Raw genomic sequence first — 19405 nt, forward strand, 5'->3', positions numbered from 1 at the left:
ATATGACGTCGATCCGCTTCGAGCTGATGCCCCTCGTCGGCATGCAGGAAGCGGCGCTATCCCTGCCCGCAGGCGCCACGGTCACCGTGACCTGCTCACCACGCCACGGCCTCGAGAGGACCCTCGAGGCCACCGAGTGGTTGGTCGATAGAGGGTTTTGCGTGGTGCCGCATCTGGCGGCCCGACGGGTACGGGATAGCGCCCACCTGGAGTCGCTGCTGGAGCGCCTGGTGGCCCTGGGTGTCGATGATATCTTCGTGGTGGGTGGCGATGGAGAGAGCCCGCTGGGCGACTACTCCCATGGCCTCGCTCTGCTCCAGGCCATGGAGGGCCTGGCACAACGGCCGGCGCGGGTGGGGGTTCCCGTCTATCCCGAGGGGCATCACGCCATCGACGGGGATGCCCTGGAGCGTGACCTCGTCGCCAAGGCGTCTCTGGCCGACTATGCCGTGACCCAGCTCTGCTTCGAGGCCGAGCCGCTGCTGGCCTGGCGCAGGCGTCAGTCACGGCTCGGGCTTGCCCTGCCGGTCTATGCCGGCATCCCCGGGGTGATGGAGCCCAAGCGGCTGCTGGCCATCGCCATGCGTCTGGGTCTGGGGCCCTCGATGCGTGCCCTGCGTCGCCAGTCGGGCTGGCTGAGACGACTGTTGAGCCCTTCGGACTTTCGTCCCGATGCCCTGCTGGAGAAGGTGGAGCCGCTTCTCGGTGATGGCGTCGACGGTTTCATCGGCCTGCACGTCTATACCTTCAATCGGGTCGAACCCACCCAACGTTGGCTGGAGGCGCGTCTGCGCCTGATGGCCGGCCGGCCAGAGTCGACGTCGTCTGTGGCTGATCCCGTCACCTCGGCCGGCGAACCCCTGGGCTGAGATTGAATGTTTCTTTCTGGCGACAGGTGGGGAAGCTCTGTGGAAGTCGTCGCCGCAGCCGCCTCGAGGGTACTCCTCGCCCTATACTGTGCCGGGTCGGGCAGCGCCGGATCGCGCTTCCCCTCTCATCGCCGCATGCCATTCGGGTCACGCTCGCCTTGAGCCCGAAAGTGTTTTCAGTGAATGGTATTCCGCTCTTATCAGGAGATGACAGATGAGCAAGACGTCGATCGTTGTCGGCGCGACGCTGGCCGTGCTGGGGATCGGGGGGCTGGCGTTCGGGGCCTGGCAGGTCCAGCAGCCACGTGGGCCGGTGTATGCCGAGATCCTGGCGGTCGAGCCCGTGACCCGAACCGTGGAGCGGCCTCGAGAGGTCTGCGAGGACGTTGAGCGGGTAGTGAGCGAGGAAGTCCCGGTCGAGGTGCCGGTTCAGGTTCCGGTGGAAGCGCCGACCCCGTCCGGTGCGGCGGCCAGCCGCGACCCTCACCGCATCGTCGGCAGTGCCGCCGGCGCTCTCGTCGGAGGACTGCTGGGCAATCAGGTCGGTGGTGGCAGCGGCAAGAAGATCGCCACCGTGGCGGGTGCCATCGGCGGCGCCCTGGCCGGACGAGAGGTTCAGGAGCGCGTCGAGGCGCGCCAGCATGCCCAGGCCGGTGGCCAGGTGCAGTACGAGACCCGCTATGAGACGCGTTACGAGACCCGCCAGCGGGTGGTGGTCGAGGAAGAGTGCCGGACGGTCGTGGAACAGCATGAGGAGTCGCAGGGCTATGAGGTCACCTACCGCCTCGATGGCGAGGAGCTGTCTCGGCGCCTGGAGACGCCTCCCCAGGCCGAACGTCTGCCGGTGATCGATGGCGAGGTGCAGTGGCAGGCCGAGTCCGACGCCACGGCCGAGGCATCCACCGAGGTGTGAGCCAAGGGCGCTGCCGCGGCACGGTGTGTCACGCTCCCACCAGGCCCTATCTATCGTTCAGTAACCATACCGCCCCCGAGCGAAAGGCTCGGGGGCGGTATGGTGTATCCAGGTGCCAGGGAGCTGGCCTGAGGGGTCAGGTCATCAGTATGCCCAGGGCGAGGAAGCCCAGGGTGGTCACCAGTGCCCCGATCAGGGCGTAGGGGATCTGCGTCAGCGCATGCTGCATCGGCTGACAACCGCTGCCCTGGGAGGAGAGCACCGAGGAGTCGGAGAAGAAGCAGGCGTGGCTGCCAAAGCTCGAGGCGGAAAGCAGGGCACCGACCACCAGCGGCAACGGGGCGCCCATGCTCTGCGCGATGGGGACCACGATGGGGATCGAGATCACGAACACCCCCCATGAGGAGCCGGTGGCAAACACCACGACGGCCATGGAGAGGAAGACGATGGCCGGCAGCATGGCGACCGTCAGATAGGGGGTAAGAGAGTCGATCATGAACGCCGTCATGCCGAGCTGGTCGTTGATCTCGCGAAGCACGAAGCCGACGGCGACGATGGCGAGCGGCAGCATCATGGTCCTGAAGCCGTCCATGATCGCATCCATCAGCGTGGCGAAGGTGGCCAGTCGCTGGATCAGGTAGAGCAGGATGGTAAACATGATGGCCACGATCACGCCCTTGAGAAGGTCGATCTCGAACCAGGCGCTGGCGCCGATCAGTACCGCCATCGGCAGCAGGAAGTTCATCACGCCGACCCATGGCCGCGTGATGGGCACATCATCCTCCCCGAGCGCGACCTCCGGGGCGTTGTCGGGGATCGGCTGGCCGTTTCTGGCACGCTCCTCGGCGGCCTTCATCGGGCCGATATCGGGCATGATGCCGATGGCGACGAGCAGGACCAGTCCCATGGCCACCCAGCCATAGAGCATGAACGGGATCGACTGGATATAGAGCCACATTCCCGGGCCATCGGTGGCACCGTTGGTTTCGAGTAGCTCGGCGAAGTAGACCGCCCAGGTGGAGATCGGTACCAGAATACAGACGGGAGCCGCCGTCGAGTCGACGATATAGGCCAGCTTTTCCCGGGAGACACCGAATCGATCGGTGAGTCGCTTCATGGCGGCCGAGGTGGCCAGCGCATTGAGATAGTCGTCGATGAAGATCAGTACGCCCAGCGTGGCGGTACTCAGCAACGACTGGCGGCGAGTCTTGACCAGCCGCGTCATGAAGTGACTGAAGCTCAGGGTGCAGCCCGACTTTTCCAGCATGGCAATGAAGCCACCCATCAGGCCGCACACCAGGATCAGCCAGGCGATGGTCTCATCCATCATGACCGCCATGGAGATGTCGGACAGCTCGCCGATGAAGTCGTCGGGTTGCAGCATGATCAGCCCCGAGAGGGCGCCGATGGCCAGCGCCTCCAGGGTGCGGTGGGTCGCGATGGCGACCACCAGCACGATCAACGACGGGACGAGGCTGATCCAGCCGAATGGCGTGCCGGGCTCATGGTTGAGGGTCAGGCCCCCGACCGTGAGCAACAGGGCAGTGACCAGGGCGAAGGTCTTGCCGGTACCGCGGCGGTCCGGCAGGGAAGGGGAGAAGGGGTGGCGCGCGGCCTGGTTGGAGCTCATGGGATTACCTCCCGGTCGGCAGTAGGGCGACGGGTCGACGTTGCTGTTGTGGTTGTCTCTCGTCGGAGCGGAAGAGAGTTAGACGTGACGCAGGTACCAGTCGATTTCCAGCTGACTGACCTCTTGCATGGCCTGGCTGCGCTCGACACGCCGATTGGCCAGAAAGACCGTCAGAAAGTCCTGGCCCAGTGCCTCGCGCAGCGACTCGCTCTCCTCGAGCAGGTCAAGGGCCTGGCGCCAGCTGTTGGTCAGGCTGGGGGCGAACTGATCGTAGGCGTTACCGGTCACCGCTGGGGGAGGCGTGAGCTCTCCGGCGATGCCATGCTCGATACCGGCGAGCAGGGCGGCCAGCAGCAGGTAGGGGTTGGCATCGGCACCCGCCACGCGGTGCTCCAGGCGCCGGGCGGCGTTGGGGCCGGAGGGAATGCGAATCGCCACCGAGCGATTGTCGAAGCCCCAGGTGGGGGTCATGGGCACATAGAGTCCCGGCTGGAAGCGTCGGAAGGAGTTCAGGTTCGGGGCGAACAGCGCCACGCTGGCCGGCATCTGCTCGAGTAGTCCGGCAACGGCATGCTTGAGGGTCGTGCTGCCCAGCACATCGCCATCGGCGGCGGCGAAGACGTTGTCGCCTGAGTCGTCGAGCAGGCTGATATGCACGTGGGTGCCGTTGCCCGCCTCCAGACCATAGGGCTTGGCCATGAAGGTGGCCTCGAAACCGTGATGCTGTGCCACCCCCTTGATCAGACGCTTGAGCAGCACCGCGGCGTCGCAGGCGGCCAGGGCGTCGGGTCCATGCTTCAGGGTGATCTCGAATTGCCCCGGCGCACACTCCTTCAACATGGTGTCCAGCGGCAGCTGCTGCGCCTCTGCGGCAGCCTGTACGGCCTCCAGGAAGTCGGCATATTCGTCGAGCTCGTTTACCGAGTAGAGCTGACTCTGGCTGGCACGCTCACCGGTAACGGGAGAGCGTGGGGGCTGGATCATCCCCCCCTCGGCCCGTTCGCGGTCGACCAGGTAGAACTCCATCTCCACGGCCACGACCGGGGTCAGCCGGCGAGCCTCCAGGCGCTTCAGTTGGCGCTCCAGCACATGCCGCGGCTCGGCGAAGAAGCCGCTGCCGTCGGCTTCCTCCATGGCCATCAGCAGTTGTGCCTGGCGTCCCTGGCGCCGCCAGGGCGTGGGCATCAGGGTGCCCGGGAGGGGGCGGCAGACACGATCGGCGTCCCCGCTGTCCAGGCCCAGGCCGGTCTCCTCGACGGTGTTGCCGAGAATATCCAGAGCGAACACCGAGGCGGGCAGGTTGATGCCCTGGGTGTAGGCCTTTTCGAGATTCTCTCGTGACACTCGCTTGCCGCGCAACACGCCATTGAGGTCGCTGATCAGCAGGTCGATGCTGGTGATCTCGGGATGCTGCTCGAGAAAGGTGTTCGCTTCGTCGGCATTGGGAGCGGTCATGTTGGCACCTGTTGTGTTGTCGTCGTGTTCATTTTTCAGACCGGCGACCGCTGTTGTCAAATTTTATATACCGTATAGATCGAGCCTTTAGTCGAATAAAACAATAAAATTCTTATTAAATGGTTTTAAAAACATGATGTTGTATTGAATTTGCGCGCCTGGGTGTTGGGTGGTAGCTTGTTGATGAAAGAGCAACACTAATCCCGCTGGTGAGAATTCTCGACTCGTCCTGAATAACACTCAACCAGCATGACGAATCAGAGGTCGCATGATGACGATGAAGAGACACCCCTATGCCGGCGATGGCAGCCATACCACGAGTTATTATGCTGCCTCTGCCAATCCTGCACCGGAGCGGCCCGAGCTGATCGGTGACCACCGGATCGATGTCTGTATCGTCGGTGCGGGTTACAGCGGCCTCTCGACCGGTCTGCATCTGGCGGAAAAGGGCTACAAGGTTGCCATCATCGAAGGCGCGCGAGTCGGCTGGGGGGCATCGGGGCGCAATGGCGGTCAGATCGTCAATGGGTTGAATGCCAGCCTGCAGACGATCAAGAAGCGCTACGGCCAGGATACGGCGACCTTCGTAGCCGGCCTGGTGCAGGAGGGGGGCGAGATCATCCGCGAGCGGGTGCGCACCTATGACATTCAGTGCGACCTGAAGGAGAGAAACATCTTCACCGGCCTGACCGGCGCCCACATGAAAGAGCTGGAAGAGCGCATGAATCTGTGGGCCAGCTACGGTATCAAGAACCAGGAGATGCTGGACAAGGAACAGCTGCGCGAGCATGTGAACTCCGATCTCTATGCCGGAGGCTTGATCGATCATTCCGGGGGGCATATGCATCCGCTGAACCTGGCCCTGGGTGAGGCGGCGGCGTTCGAGCGTAACGGTGGGGTGATCTACGAGATGTCGCCGGTGGTCGAGGTGGATCACGCCTCGCCACAGCCGGTGGTCAGAACCGCCAAGGGCTCCATGACCTGTCAGACCCTGGTCCTGTGCGGGAATGCGTACCTGGGCAAGGTGGTACCGACGCTGACCTCGCGGGTAATGCCGGTCTCCACGCAGGTAATGGCGACCGAGCCGCTGGGCGAGGAGCGGGCTCACGACCTGCTGCCGACCGATGCATGCGTCGAGGATATCCGCTATATCCTCGACTACTACCGCCTGTCGGGCGACAAGCGGCTGCTGTTCGGTGGTGGCACGGTCTATGGAGGCTCGGACCCCCGCGATATCAAGGCCAAGCTTGAGCGCAACATGGACAAGGTGTTTCCGCAGCTCAAGGGGGTCAAGATCGATTACGCCTGGAGCGGCAACTTTGCCCTCTCGTTCAGCCGCGTGCCACAGATGGGACGCATCGGCGATAACACCTACTTTGCCCATGGCTACAGCGGACATGGCGTCACCGGGTCACATACCTTCGGACGTATCCTCTCCGAGGCGATCGACGGTGACCTGACCCGGTTCGATGTCTTCGAGAAGGTGCCATGGCTCCCGTTCCCGGGCGGGCGTCTGCTCCGCGTGCCCTATTCGGTGATGGGGTCATGGTGGTACGGCCTGCGCGACAGGCTCGGTGTCTGATATTCGAGGAGCGCTCCCCGCGCGACCTCGCCGGCCAGCAACCCCTGATCGACGCCGGGTGTCGATGAGAGGGAACAACCCTGAGGAGAATCTCATGCAAAACCGTCCCCTGGTGGCAGTGATCGCCTGTCGTCGTGAGGTCGAAGGTCATCCGGCCCATATGGTGACCGACAAGTATCTGACGGCACTGCGCACCTACGGGCTGGACCCAGTGGTGTTGCCGGTATGGGAAGATACCGACCCCGACCATGCCCGGCGATTGCTGTCCCACTTCGATGGCCTGCTGCTGACCGGCAGCCATACCAACGTGGAGCCCGCACGCTACGGCGCCAAGAGGGCGCCGGAGAATACCCGTGATGACAAGGACCGTGATGCCGCGGCCATGGCCTGGCTGCCGGCCAGCCTGGAGCGAGGCATGCCCCTGCTGTGTATCTGCCGCGGCTTTCAGGAGCTCAATGTGGCCTTCGGCGGCACGCTTTATCAGGCGGTGCAGAATCAGCCAGGCAAGCTCGACCACCGTGAGCCCGAGGGCGATGCCGAGCAGCAGTATGCGCCGACCCATGAACTCTCCATCGAGCCGGGTGGGGTGCTGGCCGGCCTCTATCCCGAGCGCGGTGCCCGGGTCAATTCGCTTCATCAGCAGGGCATCGACCGGCTTGGCGATGGCCTGAGCGTCGAGGGCGTCGCGCCGGATGGTCTGATCGAGGCCATTTCCGTGCGTGATGCCAGTGCCTTCGCGCTGGGGGTCCAGTGGCACCCGGAGTGGCAGCCCACCAGCCATCCCCTGTACGACGCCATCTTCCAGGGCTTCGCCGCGGCCTGCGTCAACTCGCGCTAGTCACTATGAGAAGCAGGCTGGCGCGATGTCGTCAGCCTGGCATGCACCAAGCTAACATGCGCCAATTCACAGAGCCCGCGGCCATGGCCGCGGGCTCTGTGGTTCTATTGGAGGTTCCATTGGAGGTTCTAGGGGGATGGCGCCAGAGTCGTTATCGGGACGCCTGATCCGGGAGGTCGATGGCTGTCTGGGCAGTGGCGGGCTGTCGCTCGGGACGCCTGCCGACGACCAGCAGGGTACCCAGCAGCAGCAGGGCGCCGACCGCCAGTCCCAGCCACCAGCTGATGCCGTAACCGACCGCCAGGTTGCCGAAGATCAGCGCCACCGCCCCCACCAGCAGGGCATAGGGAAGCTGGGTGCGGACATGCTCGACCAGATCGCAGCCACTGGCCATGGCGGAGAGCAGGGTGGTATCTGCCAGCGGCGAGCAGTGGTCTCCCCAGACCGCGCCGGCAAGCACCGACGCCACCGAGGCGTAGAGGATGGGCATGCCTTCCGCCGTGCCGTTCATGCCGTTCTGCTCCAGCACGGCCCAGGCCAGGGGCACGACCAGCGGCATCATGATGCCCATCACGCCCCAGGAGGAGCCGGTAGCGAAGGCCGTAAAGCCGGCCAGCACGAAGATCACCGCGGGCAGCCATGCCGGGCTGAGGCTTTCCCCGAGGGCCGCCACCAGGAAGTCGCTGGTCTGCAGGGAAGCGTTCACGTTGGCCAGTGCCCACGCCATCATCAGGATGGTGATCGGCAGCAGCATCGACTTGACGCCCTCGAACCAGTAGTGGCTGGTCTCGGTCATGGCCATCAGGCGCTGGGCCTGGGTCATGATGACGGCGACCACGCAGGAAGCCAGGGAGCCCCACATCATCGAGCTGAAGGAGTCGCCCTCGCCGAAGATGTCGCGCAGGGAGTGGGAGCCGGGCCCCAGGGCCTCGAGGCCGGTGGTATAGATGCCGCCGAGGGTGATGGCGGCAAGCACCAGCATCGGCACGATGGCGTTCATGGCCCGAATCGGGATATTGGGCTTGGTATTGATCTCCGCTTCCTCGACGATCGCCTCGCGGTCGCTGAGGGTGGTGCGACGGCCGCCCGCGTCGAGGGCTCGGCGCTCGGCGGTGAGCATCGGACCGAAGTCGCGACCCAGCCAGGTGGTCATGAACACGAAGGCCAGGGCCAGGATCGGGTAGGCGTTGTAGGGAATGGCGTTGACGAATACCGAATAGGCCGATTCGTTCCAGTCACTGATGTTGCTCATCGCCTCGCTGATCAACCCCACTTGAAAGCCGATCCAGGTGGTCACCAGCATGATGGCGGAGACCGGAGCCGCGGTGCTGTCGATGATATAGGCGAGTTTGGCCCGGGAGACCGCCATCTTGTCGGTGATCGCGCGCATGGTGTTGCCCACGATCAGCGCGTTGGCGTAGTCATCGAAGAAGATCGCGATCCCCAGCAGGAAGGTCGAGGTCTGTGCCTGGCGTCGCCCGCGTATGACCCGGGAAATGCGTTGGGCGATGCCCTGGGTGCCGCCGTTGCGGGAGACGATGCCCACCATGCCGCCGATCAGCAGGCAGAACAGCACGATCGACATGTGCTCACTGTCGCTGGCAGCCTCAAGGACATGCACATTGACCGAGTCGCCGAAGGCGCTGGAGAGCGCGCCAAAATCCATGCCGTGCATGATCCAGCCGCCCAGCAGGATGCCGACGAAGAGTGCCAGGATCACCTGGCGAAACGCCAGTGCCAGGACGATCGCCACCAGGGCCGGCAGCAGCGATAGCCAGGCGGGAATTGCCGTCAGCGTCTCGCTGGCCAGCGTGCTCCCGCTGGCATCGATCAGCTCGAGGCTGGCGGCGCTGTCGTTCAGGGTGAGCCCCTCGACCAGCGCGCTGCCGCCATCGACACCGACCACCTCGAAGGTCTGGTCGTTGAGGCGCAGCGTGAGGGAACCTTCGGGGAGCTCTTCCAGGGTCAGGTCGAAGGCGACGCCCTGCAGGATCGTATCGGGCGTGCTGAGTGTTGCCGCCTGACTGGGCAGTGTGCCGAGACAGAGTGTCAGTAGTAGGGCCAGACGCATCGTCCAGCTGCTCAGGATCGTGGTCATGTTCGCTCCGGGTGCTTGTTGTTGATGGCGCCGAGCGAGTGTGCAGGGCGTCAATGAAAAATGACCTAGAGGGTTGGGGGCGTCAAGGTGTTTGTCATAACTTTAGTTGAATGTCGATTTTTTAAATTCTCAATATTTCCATATAAATCAATATTTTATAGAGATATTGTCGCCATGTTTTGGAAAGGGGTTGGCAGATGCCGCAGGGGAGGGTATGTTGATTAAACAATAACATCTTACACCATCGATCCCGGGAGGGCTTCGTCATGTCAGCCTCGAAGACTGGCCAGCTGCAGCGCCTCGATCGCGCGCATCATCTGCACCCGTTCACCGACTTCAAGTCTCTGGCGGAGGAGGGCAGCCGCATCATCGAACGCGCCGAGGGCGTCTATATCATCGACTCCGAGGGCAATCGCATCCTCGACGGCATGGCGGGGCTGTGGTGCGTCAATCTCGGTTATGGCCGTGAGGAGCTGGTCGCGGCCGCCGCGGAACAGATGCATCAGCTGCCTTACTACAATAACTTCTTCAAGACCACGCACCCACCGGCGGTGCAGCTGGCGGAAAAGCTGGTCTCGCTGGCGCCCGAGCATATGAATCGTGTCTTCTTCACGGGCTCCGGCTCCGAGGCGAATGATACGGTGCTGCGCATGGTGCGACGCTACTGGGCGCTCAAGGGCAAGCCCGGGAAGCAGTGGGTCATCGGTCGTGAGAATGGCTACCATGGTTCCACCGTGGCCGGCATGAGCCTTGGCGGCATGGCCCCCATGCATGAGCAGGGCGGTCCCTGTGTGCCGGGCATCAGCCATGTGCGGCAGCCCTACTGGTTCGGCGAGGGGCGACCGGCGGGGCAGGACCCGGACGCCTTCGGTCTCGAGTGTGCCGCGGCCCTGGAGGCGAAGATCCTCGAGCTGGGCGAGGAGAACGTGGCAGCCTTTATCGCCGAGCCGGTGCAGGGTGCCGGTGGTGCCATCATTCCGCCGCAGAGCTACTGGCCGGCGGTGAGGGCGGTACTCGACAAGTACGACATCCTGCTGGTGGTCGACGAGGTCATCTGTGGCTTCGGCCGCCTGGGGGAGTGGTTCGGTAGCGTCCATTATGATCTCGAGCCCGATCTGATGCCGATCGCCAAGGGACTCTCCTCGGGCTATCTGCCCATCGGAGGGGTGCTGGTCGGGGATCGCGTGGCCGATACCCTGATCGAAGAGGGGGGCGAGTTCTTCCACGGCTTCACCTACTCGGGACACCCCGCCTGTGCGGCGGTGGCGCTCAGGAATCTGGAATTGATGGAGGCCGAGGGCGTGGTCGAGCGGGTGCGTGACGACCTGGGGCCCTACCTGGCCGAACGCTGGGGAGAGCTTGGTGACCATCCGCTGGTCGGCGAGGCGCGTTCGCTTGGACTGGTGGGGGCCCTGGAGCTGGTGGACCCCGAGACCGGTGAGCGCTTCGACAAGGCGCTGGGGGCAGGCAACCTGTGCCGCGACCACAGTTTCGCCTCGGGGCTGGTCATGCGTTCTGTGGGCGATACCATGATCATCTCGCCCCCTCTGGTGATCAGCCGTGAAGAGATCGACGAACTGGTCGACAAGGCGCGCGCCGCCCTTGACGCTACCCATCAGCGGCTGGCTGTCACCACGCCCGACAAGATCAAGGAGAGCCTGACGTGAGTGATTCCGAGATGTTCAAGAACGAAATGCCCCAGACCCTGGCCGGCTGGCGCCAGCGTGCCGCCGACCTGACCTTCGAGTCCCGCGCCTTTATCAATGATGTCTTCGTCCCGGCGGCCAGTGGAGAGACCTTTGAGACGGTCAACCCGGCCACCGGCGAGGTGCTGGCGAAGGTGGCGAGCTGTGATGCCGCCGACGCGGATGTGGCCGTCAGCCATGCGCGTGCCGCCTTCGAGGGTGGCGCCTGGTCACGACTGGCCCCCGGCAAGCGCAAGCGGGTGCTGTTGCGCCTGGCCGACCTGATGGAGACCCACAAGGCGGAGCTGGCGCTGCTCGATACCCTCGATATGGGCAAGCCGATCCAGAGTGCCCTGGGTGACATGGCGGGCGCCATCGGCTGCTTCCGTTATCAGGCTGAATGCATCGACAAGCTCTACGGCGAGGTGGCCCCCACCGGTGAGGAGGCCCTTGCCCTGGTGCTCAGGGAGCCGCTCGGGGTGGTGGCCTCCATCGTGCCCTGGAACTTCCCGCTGATGATGACCGCCTGGAAGGTGGCCCCGGCGCTGGCGGCAGGCAACAGCGTGATCCTCAAGCCCTCGGAGAAGTCTCCGTTGTCGGCCCTGCGCCTGGCCCAGCTGGCTCAGGAGGCGGGGATTCCGCGTGGTGTCTTCCAGGTGCTGCCGGGCTTCGGTCACACCGTGGGCAAGGCGTTGGCGCTCTCCATGGACGTCGACTGCCTGGCCTTCACCGGCTCCACCGGGGTAGGCAAGCAGCTGATGCAGTACGCCGGCGAGTCCAATCTCAAGCGGCTCTATCTGGAGTGCGGTGGCAAGAGCCCGAATATCGTCTTCGCCGATTGCAAGAACCTGGATCGAGTGGCCAAGCACGCCGCCGAGGCGATCTTCCATAACCAGGGCGAGGTCTGCATCGCCGGCTCACGACTGCTGGTGGAGAACTCGATCCGCGAGACCTTTATCGACAAGGTGGTGGCCTGCGCCAAGACCATGCAGCCGGGCGACCCGCTGGACCCCGACAGCTTCATGGGCGCCATGGTCGACGAGACCCAGTACCGTCGGGTGCTCGAGTTTATTCGCCAGGGTCAGGAGGAGGGCGCCCGCTTGCGTGCCGGCGGCCAGGCCCTGGACGGCCCCGGGCTCTTCATTACCCCCACGGTGTTCGATGGCGTGACCCCGGAGATGGCCATCGGGCGTGAGGAGATCTTCGGCCCGGTGCTCTCGGTATTCGGCTTCGACAGCGAGGAGGAGGCCGTGCGGCTTGCCAACGATAGCGTCTATGGCCTGGCCGCAGGCCTCTGGAGTCAGGATATCGACCGCATCATGCGCGTGACCCGGCGCCTGGAGTCGGGCCAGGTGTTCGTCAACAACTGGGCCGGCGGCGACCAGACCATGCCCTTCGGCGGGGTCAAGCAGTCGGGCAACGGCCGCGACAAGTCTCACCATTCGCTGCAGGAGTATTCGGAGCTCAAGAGCGTGTGGATATCGCTCTCCAGCTGACGCGATGCCACGATGAAGCGATAAGCAGGAGGCCGGCACCCGGGTGTCGGCCTCTTTTTCTTACAGTATCGGAGTTTCAGTACAGCTCTTTTCAGTACAGCTCTTGTATAGATTTATCGTCATGGAGAGGATAGCCTGTGGAGACACGTCCCCACAGGAGGTGCCCCATGTTCGGACTCTTCAAGACGGATCCGGCGAAGAAGCTGCAGAAGGCCTACGAGCAGAAACTCGAGCAGGCGATGCAGGCCGCTCGCAATGGCGACATGCGCGCCAACGCCTCCCTCACCGAGGAGGCGGAGGCGTTGCGTGCTCAGATCGACAAGCTAAAGCAAGAGTGAGCTTTGGGCCCTAGAACGCTCGCGCCGGGGTGGCGCAGCTGACCAGGCGGCAGGGTTCGTCGCCCGGGTTGCGAAAGCGGTGGGGCACGTTGGTCTCGTAGTAGTAGGCTTCGCCGGCCTTGAGCGTGCGGGTCTCTGCGCCGATGGTGATCTCGATCTCGCCCTCCAGCACCACGCCGGCCTCTTCACCCTGATGGGTGATCATCTCGCGGCCGGTATCGGCCCCGGGGGGGTAGGTCTCGACCATGAAGGAGAGCGCACGATCACGACGGTCGGCGCCCACGAGCTTGAACACCACGTCCCCTGAGCCCACATCGGCCAGCTCCTCGGCCGAATAGAAGACGCGTCGTCCCGACTCCAGCTCCAGGGTGAAGAAGTCGCCGACGCTCATGGGGATGGCATCGAGGATCTTCTTCAGCGAGCTGACCGAGGGGCTCACCTTGCCCTGCTCGATCAGCGACAGGCTGGAGTGGGTCACGCCGCAGCGCTTGGCCAGCTCGCGCTGGGAGATGCCGCGCAGGGTGCGCAAGGCGCGCAGCCGTTCGCCTACATCATCGGCCATGCCGGACCTCCTTGGCTTGCTGGAGCATCCCGGGCATCAGCACAGGGCGTCCAGCTTGTCTTTGAGCAGCGCGTTGACCTGCTGTGGGTTGGCGGTGCCGCGAGACGCCTTCATCACCTGCCCCACGAAGTAGCCGATCATCTTGCCGCGTTTCTCGGGTTCGGCGTCGCGGTACTGGGCCACCTGGGCGGGGCTGTCGCCGATCACCTGGTCGATCATCGCCTCGATGGCGCCGCTGTCGGTGACTTGCTTGAGTCCCTTGGCCTCGATCACCTCATCGGCGCTCACGCCCTGGCCATTCCAGAGCGCCTGGAATACCTGCTTGGCGGCCTTGCCGTTGATGGTGTCGTCCATCACCCGACTGATCAGTCCGCCGAGCTGAGTGGCGCTGACCGGACTGTCGTGGATCGATAGCCCCTCACGGTTGAGTGCGCCGGAGAGCTCCCCCTGCACCCAGTTGGCGGCCTGCTTGGCATCGCCGCAGGTGTCCTTGACCACTTCGAAGTACTCGGCCATTTCGCGGCTCGCCGCGAGCACACCGGCATCGTAGGCGGAGAGCCCCAGCTCGCCCTGGAAGCGGGCGCGCTTCTCGTCGGGCAGTTCCGGCAGGCTCTCGCGCAGATGGTCGACGTAGGCCGCGTCGAGCACCACCGGCAGCAGGTCCGGGCAGGGGAAGTAACGGTAGTCGTTGGCCTCCTCCTTGGTGCGCATGCTGCGGGTCTCGTCGCGCTCGGGGTCGAACAGGCGGGTTTCCTGGACCACCTCGCCGCCATCCTCGATCAGCTCGATCTGGCGCTCCACCTCGAACTCGATGGCGCGCTCCACGAAGCGGAAGGAGTTGACGTTCTTGATCTCTGCGCGGGTGCCGAACTCGGCCTGTCCTCTGGGGCGCACCGAGACGTTGACGTCGCAGCGCATCGAACCTTCGGCCATATTGCCGTCGCTGATGCCCAGATAGGTCACGATGGAGTGGATCGCCTTGAGATAGGCGGCGGCCTCCTTCGCCGAGCGCATGTCCGGCTCGGAGACGATCTCCAGCAGGGGCGTGCCGGCACGGTTGAGATCGATACCGGTCATGCCATGGAAGTCCTCGTGAAGGGACTTGCCGGCATCCTCCTCGAGGTGGGCGTGGTGGACCCGGATGCGCTTGGTCGTGCCATCATCCAGGCCGATCTCGACCTCGCCGGGGCCCACGATGGGGTGATACATCTGGCTGGTCTGGTAGCCCTTGGGCAGGTCGGGGTAGAAGTAGTTCTTGCGGTCGAATACCGAGACCTCGGGGATCTCGGCGTGGATCGCCAGCCCGAACTGCACCGCCATGGCCACCGCTTGCTCGTTGAGCACCGGTAGCACGCCGGGCATGCCCAGATCCACGGCGCAGGCCTGGGTGTTGGGGTCGGCGCCGAAGGCGGTGGAGGCGCCGGAGAAGATCTTGGACTGGGTGGCGAGCTGGACGTGAACTTCCAGACCGATCACGGTTTCCCATTGCATCAGGCGTTCTCCTCGGCAAGCTCGGGGCGACGCAGGTGCCAGTCGGTGGCCTGCTGGTAGCGGTGAGCGACATTGAGCAGGCGCTGCTCGGCGAAGTGGGTGCCGAGTATCTGCAGCCCCACCGGGCGCTTGCCCACGAAGCCGGCCGGCACGCTGATGCCGGGAATACCGGCCAGGTTGACGGCGATGGTGTAGATATCCTGGAGGTACATGGAGACAGGGTCCTTCTGGGCGCCGAGATCGAAGGCCGGGGTGGGGGACGTTGGCCCCATCAGCACATCGACCTCCTCGAAGGCGTCGAGGAAATCCTGGCGTATCAGCCGGCGTACCTGCTGGGCCTTCTTGTAGTAGGCGTCGAAGAAGCCCTCGGAGAGGGTGTGGGTCCCGATCAGGATGCGTCGCTTGACCTCCTCGCCGAAGCCCTCGGCCCGTGACCGCTTGTACAGGTCGATCAGATCAGAGGGGTTTTCGCAGCGATGGCCGAAGCGCACACCATCGTAGCGCGACAGGTTGGACGAAGCCTCCGCCGGGGCGATCACGTAGTAGGCGGGGATGGCGTAGTGCGTGTGCGGGAGGCTGACCTCGCGAACCGTGGCGCCCAGTGATTCGTAGACCGCCACTGCCTCGCGCACGGCGGCTTCCACCGCGGGGTCGAGGCCGTCGCCGAAATACTCCCTGGGCAGGCCAATCTTCAGGCCGGACAGCGGAGCAGCGAGGTCGGCGGTGTAGTCGGGCACACCGCGGGCCACGCAGGTTGAGTCTCTGGGGTCATGGCCGGCGATGGCATTCATCAGCAGCGCACAGTCTTCGGCGGTTCGCGCCATGGGGCCCGCCTGATCGAGGCTCGAGGCGTAGGCGATGATGCCCCAGCGCGATATGCGCCCATAGGTGGGCTTGAGTCCGGTGATGCCACAGAAGGCAGCGGGCTGGCGGATCGAGCCGCCGGTATCGGTGCCCATGGCGGCAGGCGCCAGGCCCGCGGCTACCGCGGCGGCGCTGCCGCCGGAGGAGCCACCGGGTACGGCGGTGGTATCCCAGGGGTTCTGCACCGCACCGAAGGCGCTGCTCTCGTTGGAGGAGCCCATGGCGAACTCGTCCAGGTTGGTCTTGCCGAGGCTTACCGTGCCGGCGGCCTTGAGCCTCTCCACCACGCAGGCGTCATAGGGGGCGACGAAGTTGGCCAGCATCTTCGAGCCGGCGGTGGTCAGTACCCCATCGCTGCAGAACAGGTCCTTGATCGCTACTGGCAGGCCGGTCAACGGGCCGGCCTCGCCACGAGCGCGGGCGGCATCGGCGTGGTCCGCCGCTTCCAGCGCCGCGTCCGGCGTGACGGTGATAAAGCTGTTGAGGGCGCCATCGTGGCGCTCGATGCGGCCGAGCTGGTGTTCGGTCAGCTCGCGGCTGGTGAACTCGCCCGCCGCCAGGCTGGCGGCGAGTTCGGTCAGTGTCTTGTCATGCATGGGCCGGAGGCTCCGTAGGCAGTGGCTTACTCGACGACGCGGGGTACCAGATAGAGGCCATTTTCCACCGCCGGGGCACAGCGCTGGAAATGGTCGCGACGGTCGGTCTCGGTGACCTCGTCGGCGCGCAGCCGCTGGGTCGCATCCAGCGGGTGGGCCAGGGGCGCGATGCCCTCGGTGTTCAGCGCCTGGAGGTGGTCGACCATCTCGAGGATGCGGCCGAGGTCGTCCAGGTAGTGGGTGGCGTCTTCGTCGGAGAGGCCGAGCCGGGCAAGATGCGCGGCCCTGAGCACGTCAGCGTGTTCAAGCGCCATGAGTCGGATGTCCTCGATGAAAAAAATCAGGCCGCTGAAGGTACCATATTCGGCGTCGCGCGGGCAGGGTCTCGGTGCGCCCTTGCCCCGGGGTTTTGCTTGCTGCTGAGGGGGCGCGGTGATACCGTTTGCCTCCGCACAGGGCTCCCGGACTGCACTAGGTAACGACTTCCATGTTCAAACGCTTGAGGGGACTGTTCTCCAGCGATCTTTCGATCGACCTGGGAACGGCCAATACGCTGATTTACGTCCGCGGCCGAGGCATCGTGCTCGACGAGCCATCGGTCGTGGCCATTCGCCAGTCCGGCAACATGCGCAGCGTGGCCGCCGTGGGCTCCGACGCCAAGCGCATGCTGGGCCGCACCCCCGGTAACATCACGGCCATCCGGCCGATGAAGGATGGCGTCATCGCCGATTTCACCGTTACCGAGCAGATGTTGCAGCACTTCATCCGCAAGGTGCATCAGAGCACCTTCCTGACGCCCAGCCCCCGGGTACTGGTGTGCGTGCCCTGCATGTCGACCCAGGTGGAGCGTCGCGCCATCAAGGAGTCCGCGGAGGGCGCCGGTGCCCGCGAGGTATTCCTGATCGAGGAGCCGATGGCGGCCGCCATCGGCGCCGGTCTGCCGGTGGAGGAAGCCCAGGGCTCCATGGTCGTGGATATCGGTGGTGGCACCAGCGAGATCGCCATTATCTCCCTGAACGGCGTCGTCTACTCCGAGTCGATCCGCGTCGGCGGCGACCGCTTCGACGAGGCGATCACGGGCTATGTGCGTCGCCACTACGGCAGCCTGATCGGCGAGGCCACCGCCGAGCGCATCAAGGAGGAGATCGGCTGTGCCTATCCGGGCGGCGAGCTTCGCGAGATCGATGTGCGCGGCCGCAATCTGGCCGAGGGCATTCCCCGCAGCTTCACCCTGAACTCACACGAGATCCTGGATGCGCTTCAGGAGACCCTGGCCTCCATCGTCGCCGCGGTGAAGAATGCCCTGGAGCAGTCTCCCCCGGAGCTCGCCTCGGACATCGCCGAGCGTGGATTGGTGCTGACGGGGGGCGGTGCACTGCTGCGTGACCTCGACAAGCTGATCGCCGAAGAGACCGGTCTGCCGGTGATCGTGGCCGAGGACCCGCTGACCTGTGTGGCGCGGGGGGGCGGCAAGGCCCTCGAGATGATCGACAAACACACCTTCGAGCTGCTGTCCAGCGACTGACCCGGGAGACGCGTCATCAAGCCGCTGTTCTCGCAGGGATCGCTGCCCATCTATCGTCTGCTGGTCTGCACGATCATGGCGCTTGCGCTGATGGTTGCCGATCTTCGCCTGACCCGCATGGAGGAGGTGCGTGCCCAGCTCAGCACGGCGGTGGCGCCGATCCAGTGGATCGTCAGTCTGCCCAGTAGCGTACTGAGCTGGGGAACCCTGGCACTCTCCGATCAGCGTGACCTGGTCGACGAGAACCGGCGGTTGCGTGAACAGCTTCTAACGCTCTCCCATCGAGTGCAGCGCATGGCGGACCTGACCGCCGAGAACGTGCGCCTGCGCGAGCTGCTGGTCGCCGCTCGCCAGCATGATATGCCGTTTATGACCGCCGAACTGCTGTCACTGGACCCGGACCCTTTCGCCCACCAGATGGTGCTGGATCGCGGTCGCCGCGATGGGGTCTATGTCGGGCAGCCGGTGATGGATGCCGCCGGACTGGTAGGGCAGGTGACCTCGGTGCTCGCCTACTCCAGCCGGGTGCTGATGGTGGCCGATGTCAGTCATGCGGTGCCAGTACGCATCAATCGCAATGGCCTCCGTTATATTCTTCAGGGCAGCGGCCGTTATGATCGCCTCGATGTTCGACATGTTCCCGACACCGCCGATATCCGCAAGGGGGATCTGTTGGTCACTTCCGGCCTGGCCGGGCGCTTTCCCCCGGGCTATCCGGTGGCGAGGGTGAACGCAGTGGTGCATGATCCGGGCGAGCCCTTCGCCCGGGTAACCGCGGCCCCGGTGGCGCAGCTGCAGCGCTCGCGTCACTTCCTGTTGCTCTTCCCGCCGAGTCGATCGCGCTTCGATGACCCCGGCTGGGAAGGTGATGTCAGTTTGAGCGCCATCCAGGCCGCCCGCGCGGTGAGCGATGAGGCCGATACGCGTCGGGCTACCGCCCATGATGGCCACGAGGAGGCACGCTGATGGCCGTCCCGTCCGCCGCCAACCTGGCGCTTCCCTGGATCTGGTGCTCCCTGCTGCTGGCGCTCTGCCTGCAGGTGATGCCGCTGGCCGAAGGCTGGCAGATCTGGCGGCCTGACTGGCTGGGCCTGATGCTGATCTACTGGTGCATGAAGACACCCACTCGGGTGGGTGTCCTTCACGCCTTCGTGCTGGGCATCCTGCTCGACCTGATCGAGGGAGCCGTGCTGGGGCAGAACGCCCTGCTGCTGTCGCTGCTGGCCTTCCTGTGTGCCCTGGTCTATCCGCGATTTCGTGCCTACTCGCTGCTCCAGCAGGCTCTGATGGTGCTGGTGCTGCTGGGCTTTATGCAGCTGGGTGAGCAGTGGTTGCGAACCCTGCTGGGACCCTTCTCCATTCATCTCTCCTTCCTGACGCCGGCGCTGATCGGCGCGCTGCTCTGGCCCTGGTTCGCCACCCTGTTCAATGCACTGGGGCGGCGGCTTACCGGTGGCTGATCG

At 64.8% G+C, this 19405-nt stretch carries 17 protein-coding genes; 10 read left to right on the plus strand and 7 right to left on the minus strand.

Features of this window, described 5'->3' with window-relative positions:
- Positions 1 to 2 precede the first annotated feature (2 nt).
- Positions 3 to 869, plus strand: a complete 867-nt coding sequence (locus tag E0702_RS07025) for a methylenetetrahydrofolate reductase (RefSeq protein ID WP_132042279.1) — start codon at positions 3 to 5, stop codon at positions 867 to 869.
- 214 nt (positions 870 to 1083) lie between these two features.
- Positions 1084 to 1782: a glycine zipper 2TM domain-containing protein gene (locus E0702_RS07030; RefSeq protein WP_132042280.1), complete on the plus strand. Its 699-nt coding sequence runs from the start codon at positions 1084 to 1086 to the stop codon at positions 1780 to 1782.
- 136 nt (positions 1783 to 1918) lie between these two features.
- On the opposite strand, the gene E0702_RS07035 is transcribed toward E0702_RS07030, so the two are convergent.
- Together E0702_RS07035 and E0702_RS07040 are read right to left on the minus strand one after the other, a co-directional pair.
- Positions 1919 to 3412 carry a Na+/H+ antiporter NhaC family protein gene (locus E0702_RS07035; RefSeq protein ID WP_132042281.1) on the minus strand — a complete coding sequence of 498 codons (1494 nt, stop codon included), beginning with the start codon at positions 3410 to 3412 and terminating at the stop codon, positions 1919 to 1921.
- Between the two features lie 78 nt (positions 3413 to 3490).
- Positions 3491 to 4867, minus strand: a complete 1377-nt coding sequence (locus E0702_RS07040) for a glutamine synthetase family protein (RefSeq protein ID WP_132042282.1) — start codon at positions 4865 to 4867, stop codon at positions 3491 to 3493.
- A 268-nt stretch (positions 4868 to 5135) separates the two neighbouring features.
- On the opposite strand from E0702_RS07040, the gene E0702_RS07045 reads away from it, so the two are divergent.
- On the plus strand, positions 5136 to 6449 hold the full coding sequence (locus E0702_RS07045) for an NAD(P)/FAD-dependent oxidoreductase (protein ID WP_240721690.1): 1314 nt from the start codon (positions 5136 to 5138) through the stop codon (positions 6447 to 6449).
- A gap of 94 nt (positions 6450 to 6543) precedes the next feature.
- Positions 6544 to 7287: a gamma-glutamyl-gamma-aminobutyrate hydrolase family protein gene (locus E0702_RS07050; RefSeq protein ID WP_132042283.1), complete on the plus strand. Its 744-nt coding sequence runs from the start codon at positions 6544 to 6546 to the stop codon at positions 7285 to 7287.
- Between the two features lie 151 nt (positions 7288 to 7438).
- Here the strand turns inward: E0702_RS07050 and E0702_RS07055 are convergent, their stop codons facing one another.
- Complete coding sequence (locus tag E0702_RS07055) at positions 7439 to 9385, minus strand: Na+/H+ antiporter NhaC family protein (RefSeq protein WP_132042284.1); 1947 nt, start codon at positions 9383 to 9385, stop codon at positions 7439 to 7441.
- 266 nt (positions 9386 to 9651) lie between these two features.
- Between E0702_RS07055 and E0702_RS07060 the strand changes: the two genes are divergently transcribed.
- From E0702_RS07060 to E0702_RS07070, 3 genes are all read left to right on the plus strand, one after another.
- Positions 9652 to 11052 (plus strand): aspartate aminotransferase family protein, encoded by a 1401-nt coding sequence (locus tag E0702_RS07060; protein ID WP_132042285.1) that lies wholly within the window; start codon positions 9652 to 9654, stop codon positions 11050 to 11052.
- Positions 11053 to 11078: 26 nt separating this feature from the next.
- The gene (locus tag E0702_RS07065) at positions 11079 to 12566 is read left to right on the plus strand and encodes an aldehyde dehydrogenase (RefSeq protein WP_240721693.1); all 1488 of its coding nucleotides are present in this window, start codon (positions 11079 to 11081) and stop codon (positions 12564 to 12566) included.
- 167 nt (positions 12567 to 12733) lie between these two features.
- Entirely contained in the window at positions 12734 to 12904 is a 171-nt protein-coding gene (locus tag E0702_RS07070; protein WP_132042286.1) for a DUF6435 family protein, read from the plus strand.
- A gap of 10 nt (positions 12905 to 12914) precedes the next feature.
- On the opposite strand, the gene E0702_RS07075 is transcribed toward E0702_RS07070, so the two are convergent.
- From E0702_RS07075 to gatC, 4 genes are read right to left on the minus strand one after another with little or no spacing between them, the layout of a single operon-like run.
- Entirely contained in the window at positions 12915 to 13466 is a 552-nt protein-coding gene (locus E0702_RS07075; RefSeq protein ID WP_132042287.1) for a cupin domain-containing protein, read from the minus strand.
- A gap of 36 nt (positions 13467 to 13502) precedes the next feature.
- Positions 13503 to 14957 carry an Asp-tRNA(Asn)/Glu-tRNA(Gln) amidotransferase subunit GatB gene (gene gatB, locus E0702_RS07080; protein ID WP_132042288.1) on the minus strand — a complete coding sequence of 485 codons (1455 nt, stop codon included), beginning with the start codon at positions 14955 to 14957 and terminating at the stop codon, positions 13503 to 13505.
- Positions 14957 to 16417: an Asp-tRNA(Asn)/Glu-tRNA(Gln) amidotransferase subunit GatA gene (gatA, locus tag E0702_RS07085; protein WP_132042289.1), complete on the minus strand. Its 1461-nt coding sequence runs from the start codon at positions 16415 to 16417 to the stop codon at positions 14957 to 14959. The genes gatB and gatA overlap by 1 nt, the downstream gene beginning before the upstream one ends.
- Before the next feature lie 26 nt (positions 16418 to 16443).
- A complete protein-coding gene (gene gatC, locus E0702_RS07090; RefSeq protein WP_132042290.1) occupies positions 16444 to 16731 on the minus strand; it encodes an Asp-tRNA(Asn)/Glu-tRNA(Gln) amidotransferase subunit GatC in 288 nt (95 codons plus the stop codon).
- Between the two features lie 173 nt (positions 16732 to 16904).
- Between gatC and E0702_RS07095 the strand changes: the two genes are divergently transcribed.
- From E0702_RS07095 to mreD, 3 genes are all read left to right on the plus strand, one after another.
- The gene (locus E0702_RS07095) at positions 16905 to 17942 is read left to right on the plus strand and encodes a rod shape-determining protein (protein ID WP_132042291.1); all 1038 of its coding nucleotides are present in this window, start codon (positions 16905 to 16907) and stop codon (positions 17940 to 17942) included.
- 75 nt (positions 17943 to 18017) lie between these two features.
- The gene (mreC, locus tag E0702_RS07100; protein ID WP_240721691.1) at positions 18018 to 18908 is read left to right on the plus strand and encodes a rod shape-determining protein MreC; all 891 of its coding nucleotides are present in this window, start codon (positions 18018 to 18020) and stop codon (positions 18906 to 18908) included.
- Entirely contained in the window at positions 18908 to 19402 is a 495-nt protein-coding gene (gene mreD / locus E0702_RS07105; RefSeq protein WP_132042293.1) for a rod shape-determining protein MreD, read from the plus strand. The genes mreC and mreD overlap by 1 nt, the downstream gene beginning before the upstream one ends.
- Positions 19403 to 19405 lie beyond the last annotated feature (3 nt).

This window comes from Halomonas marinisediminis, assembly GCF_004347715.1.
In the GTDB taxonomy this organism is placed as follows: domain Bacteria; phylum Pseudomonadota; class Gammaproteobacteria; order Pseudomonadales; family Halomonadaceae; genus Halomonas; species Halomonas icarae.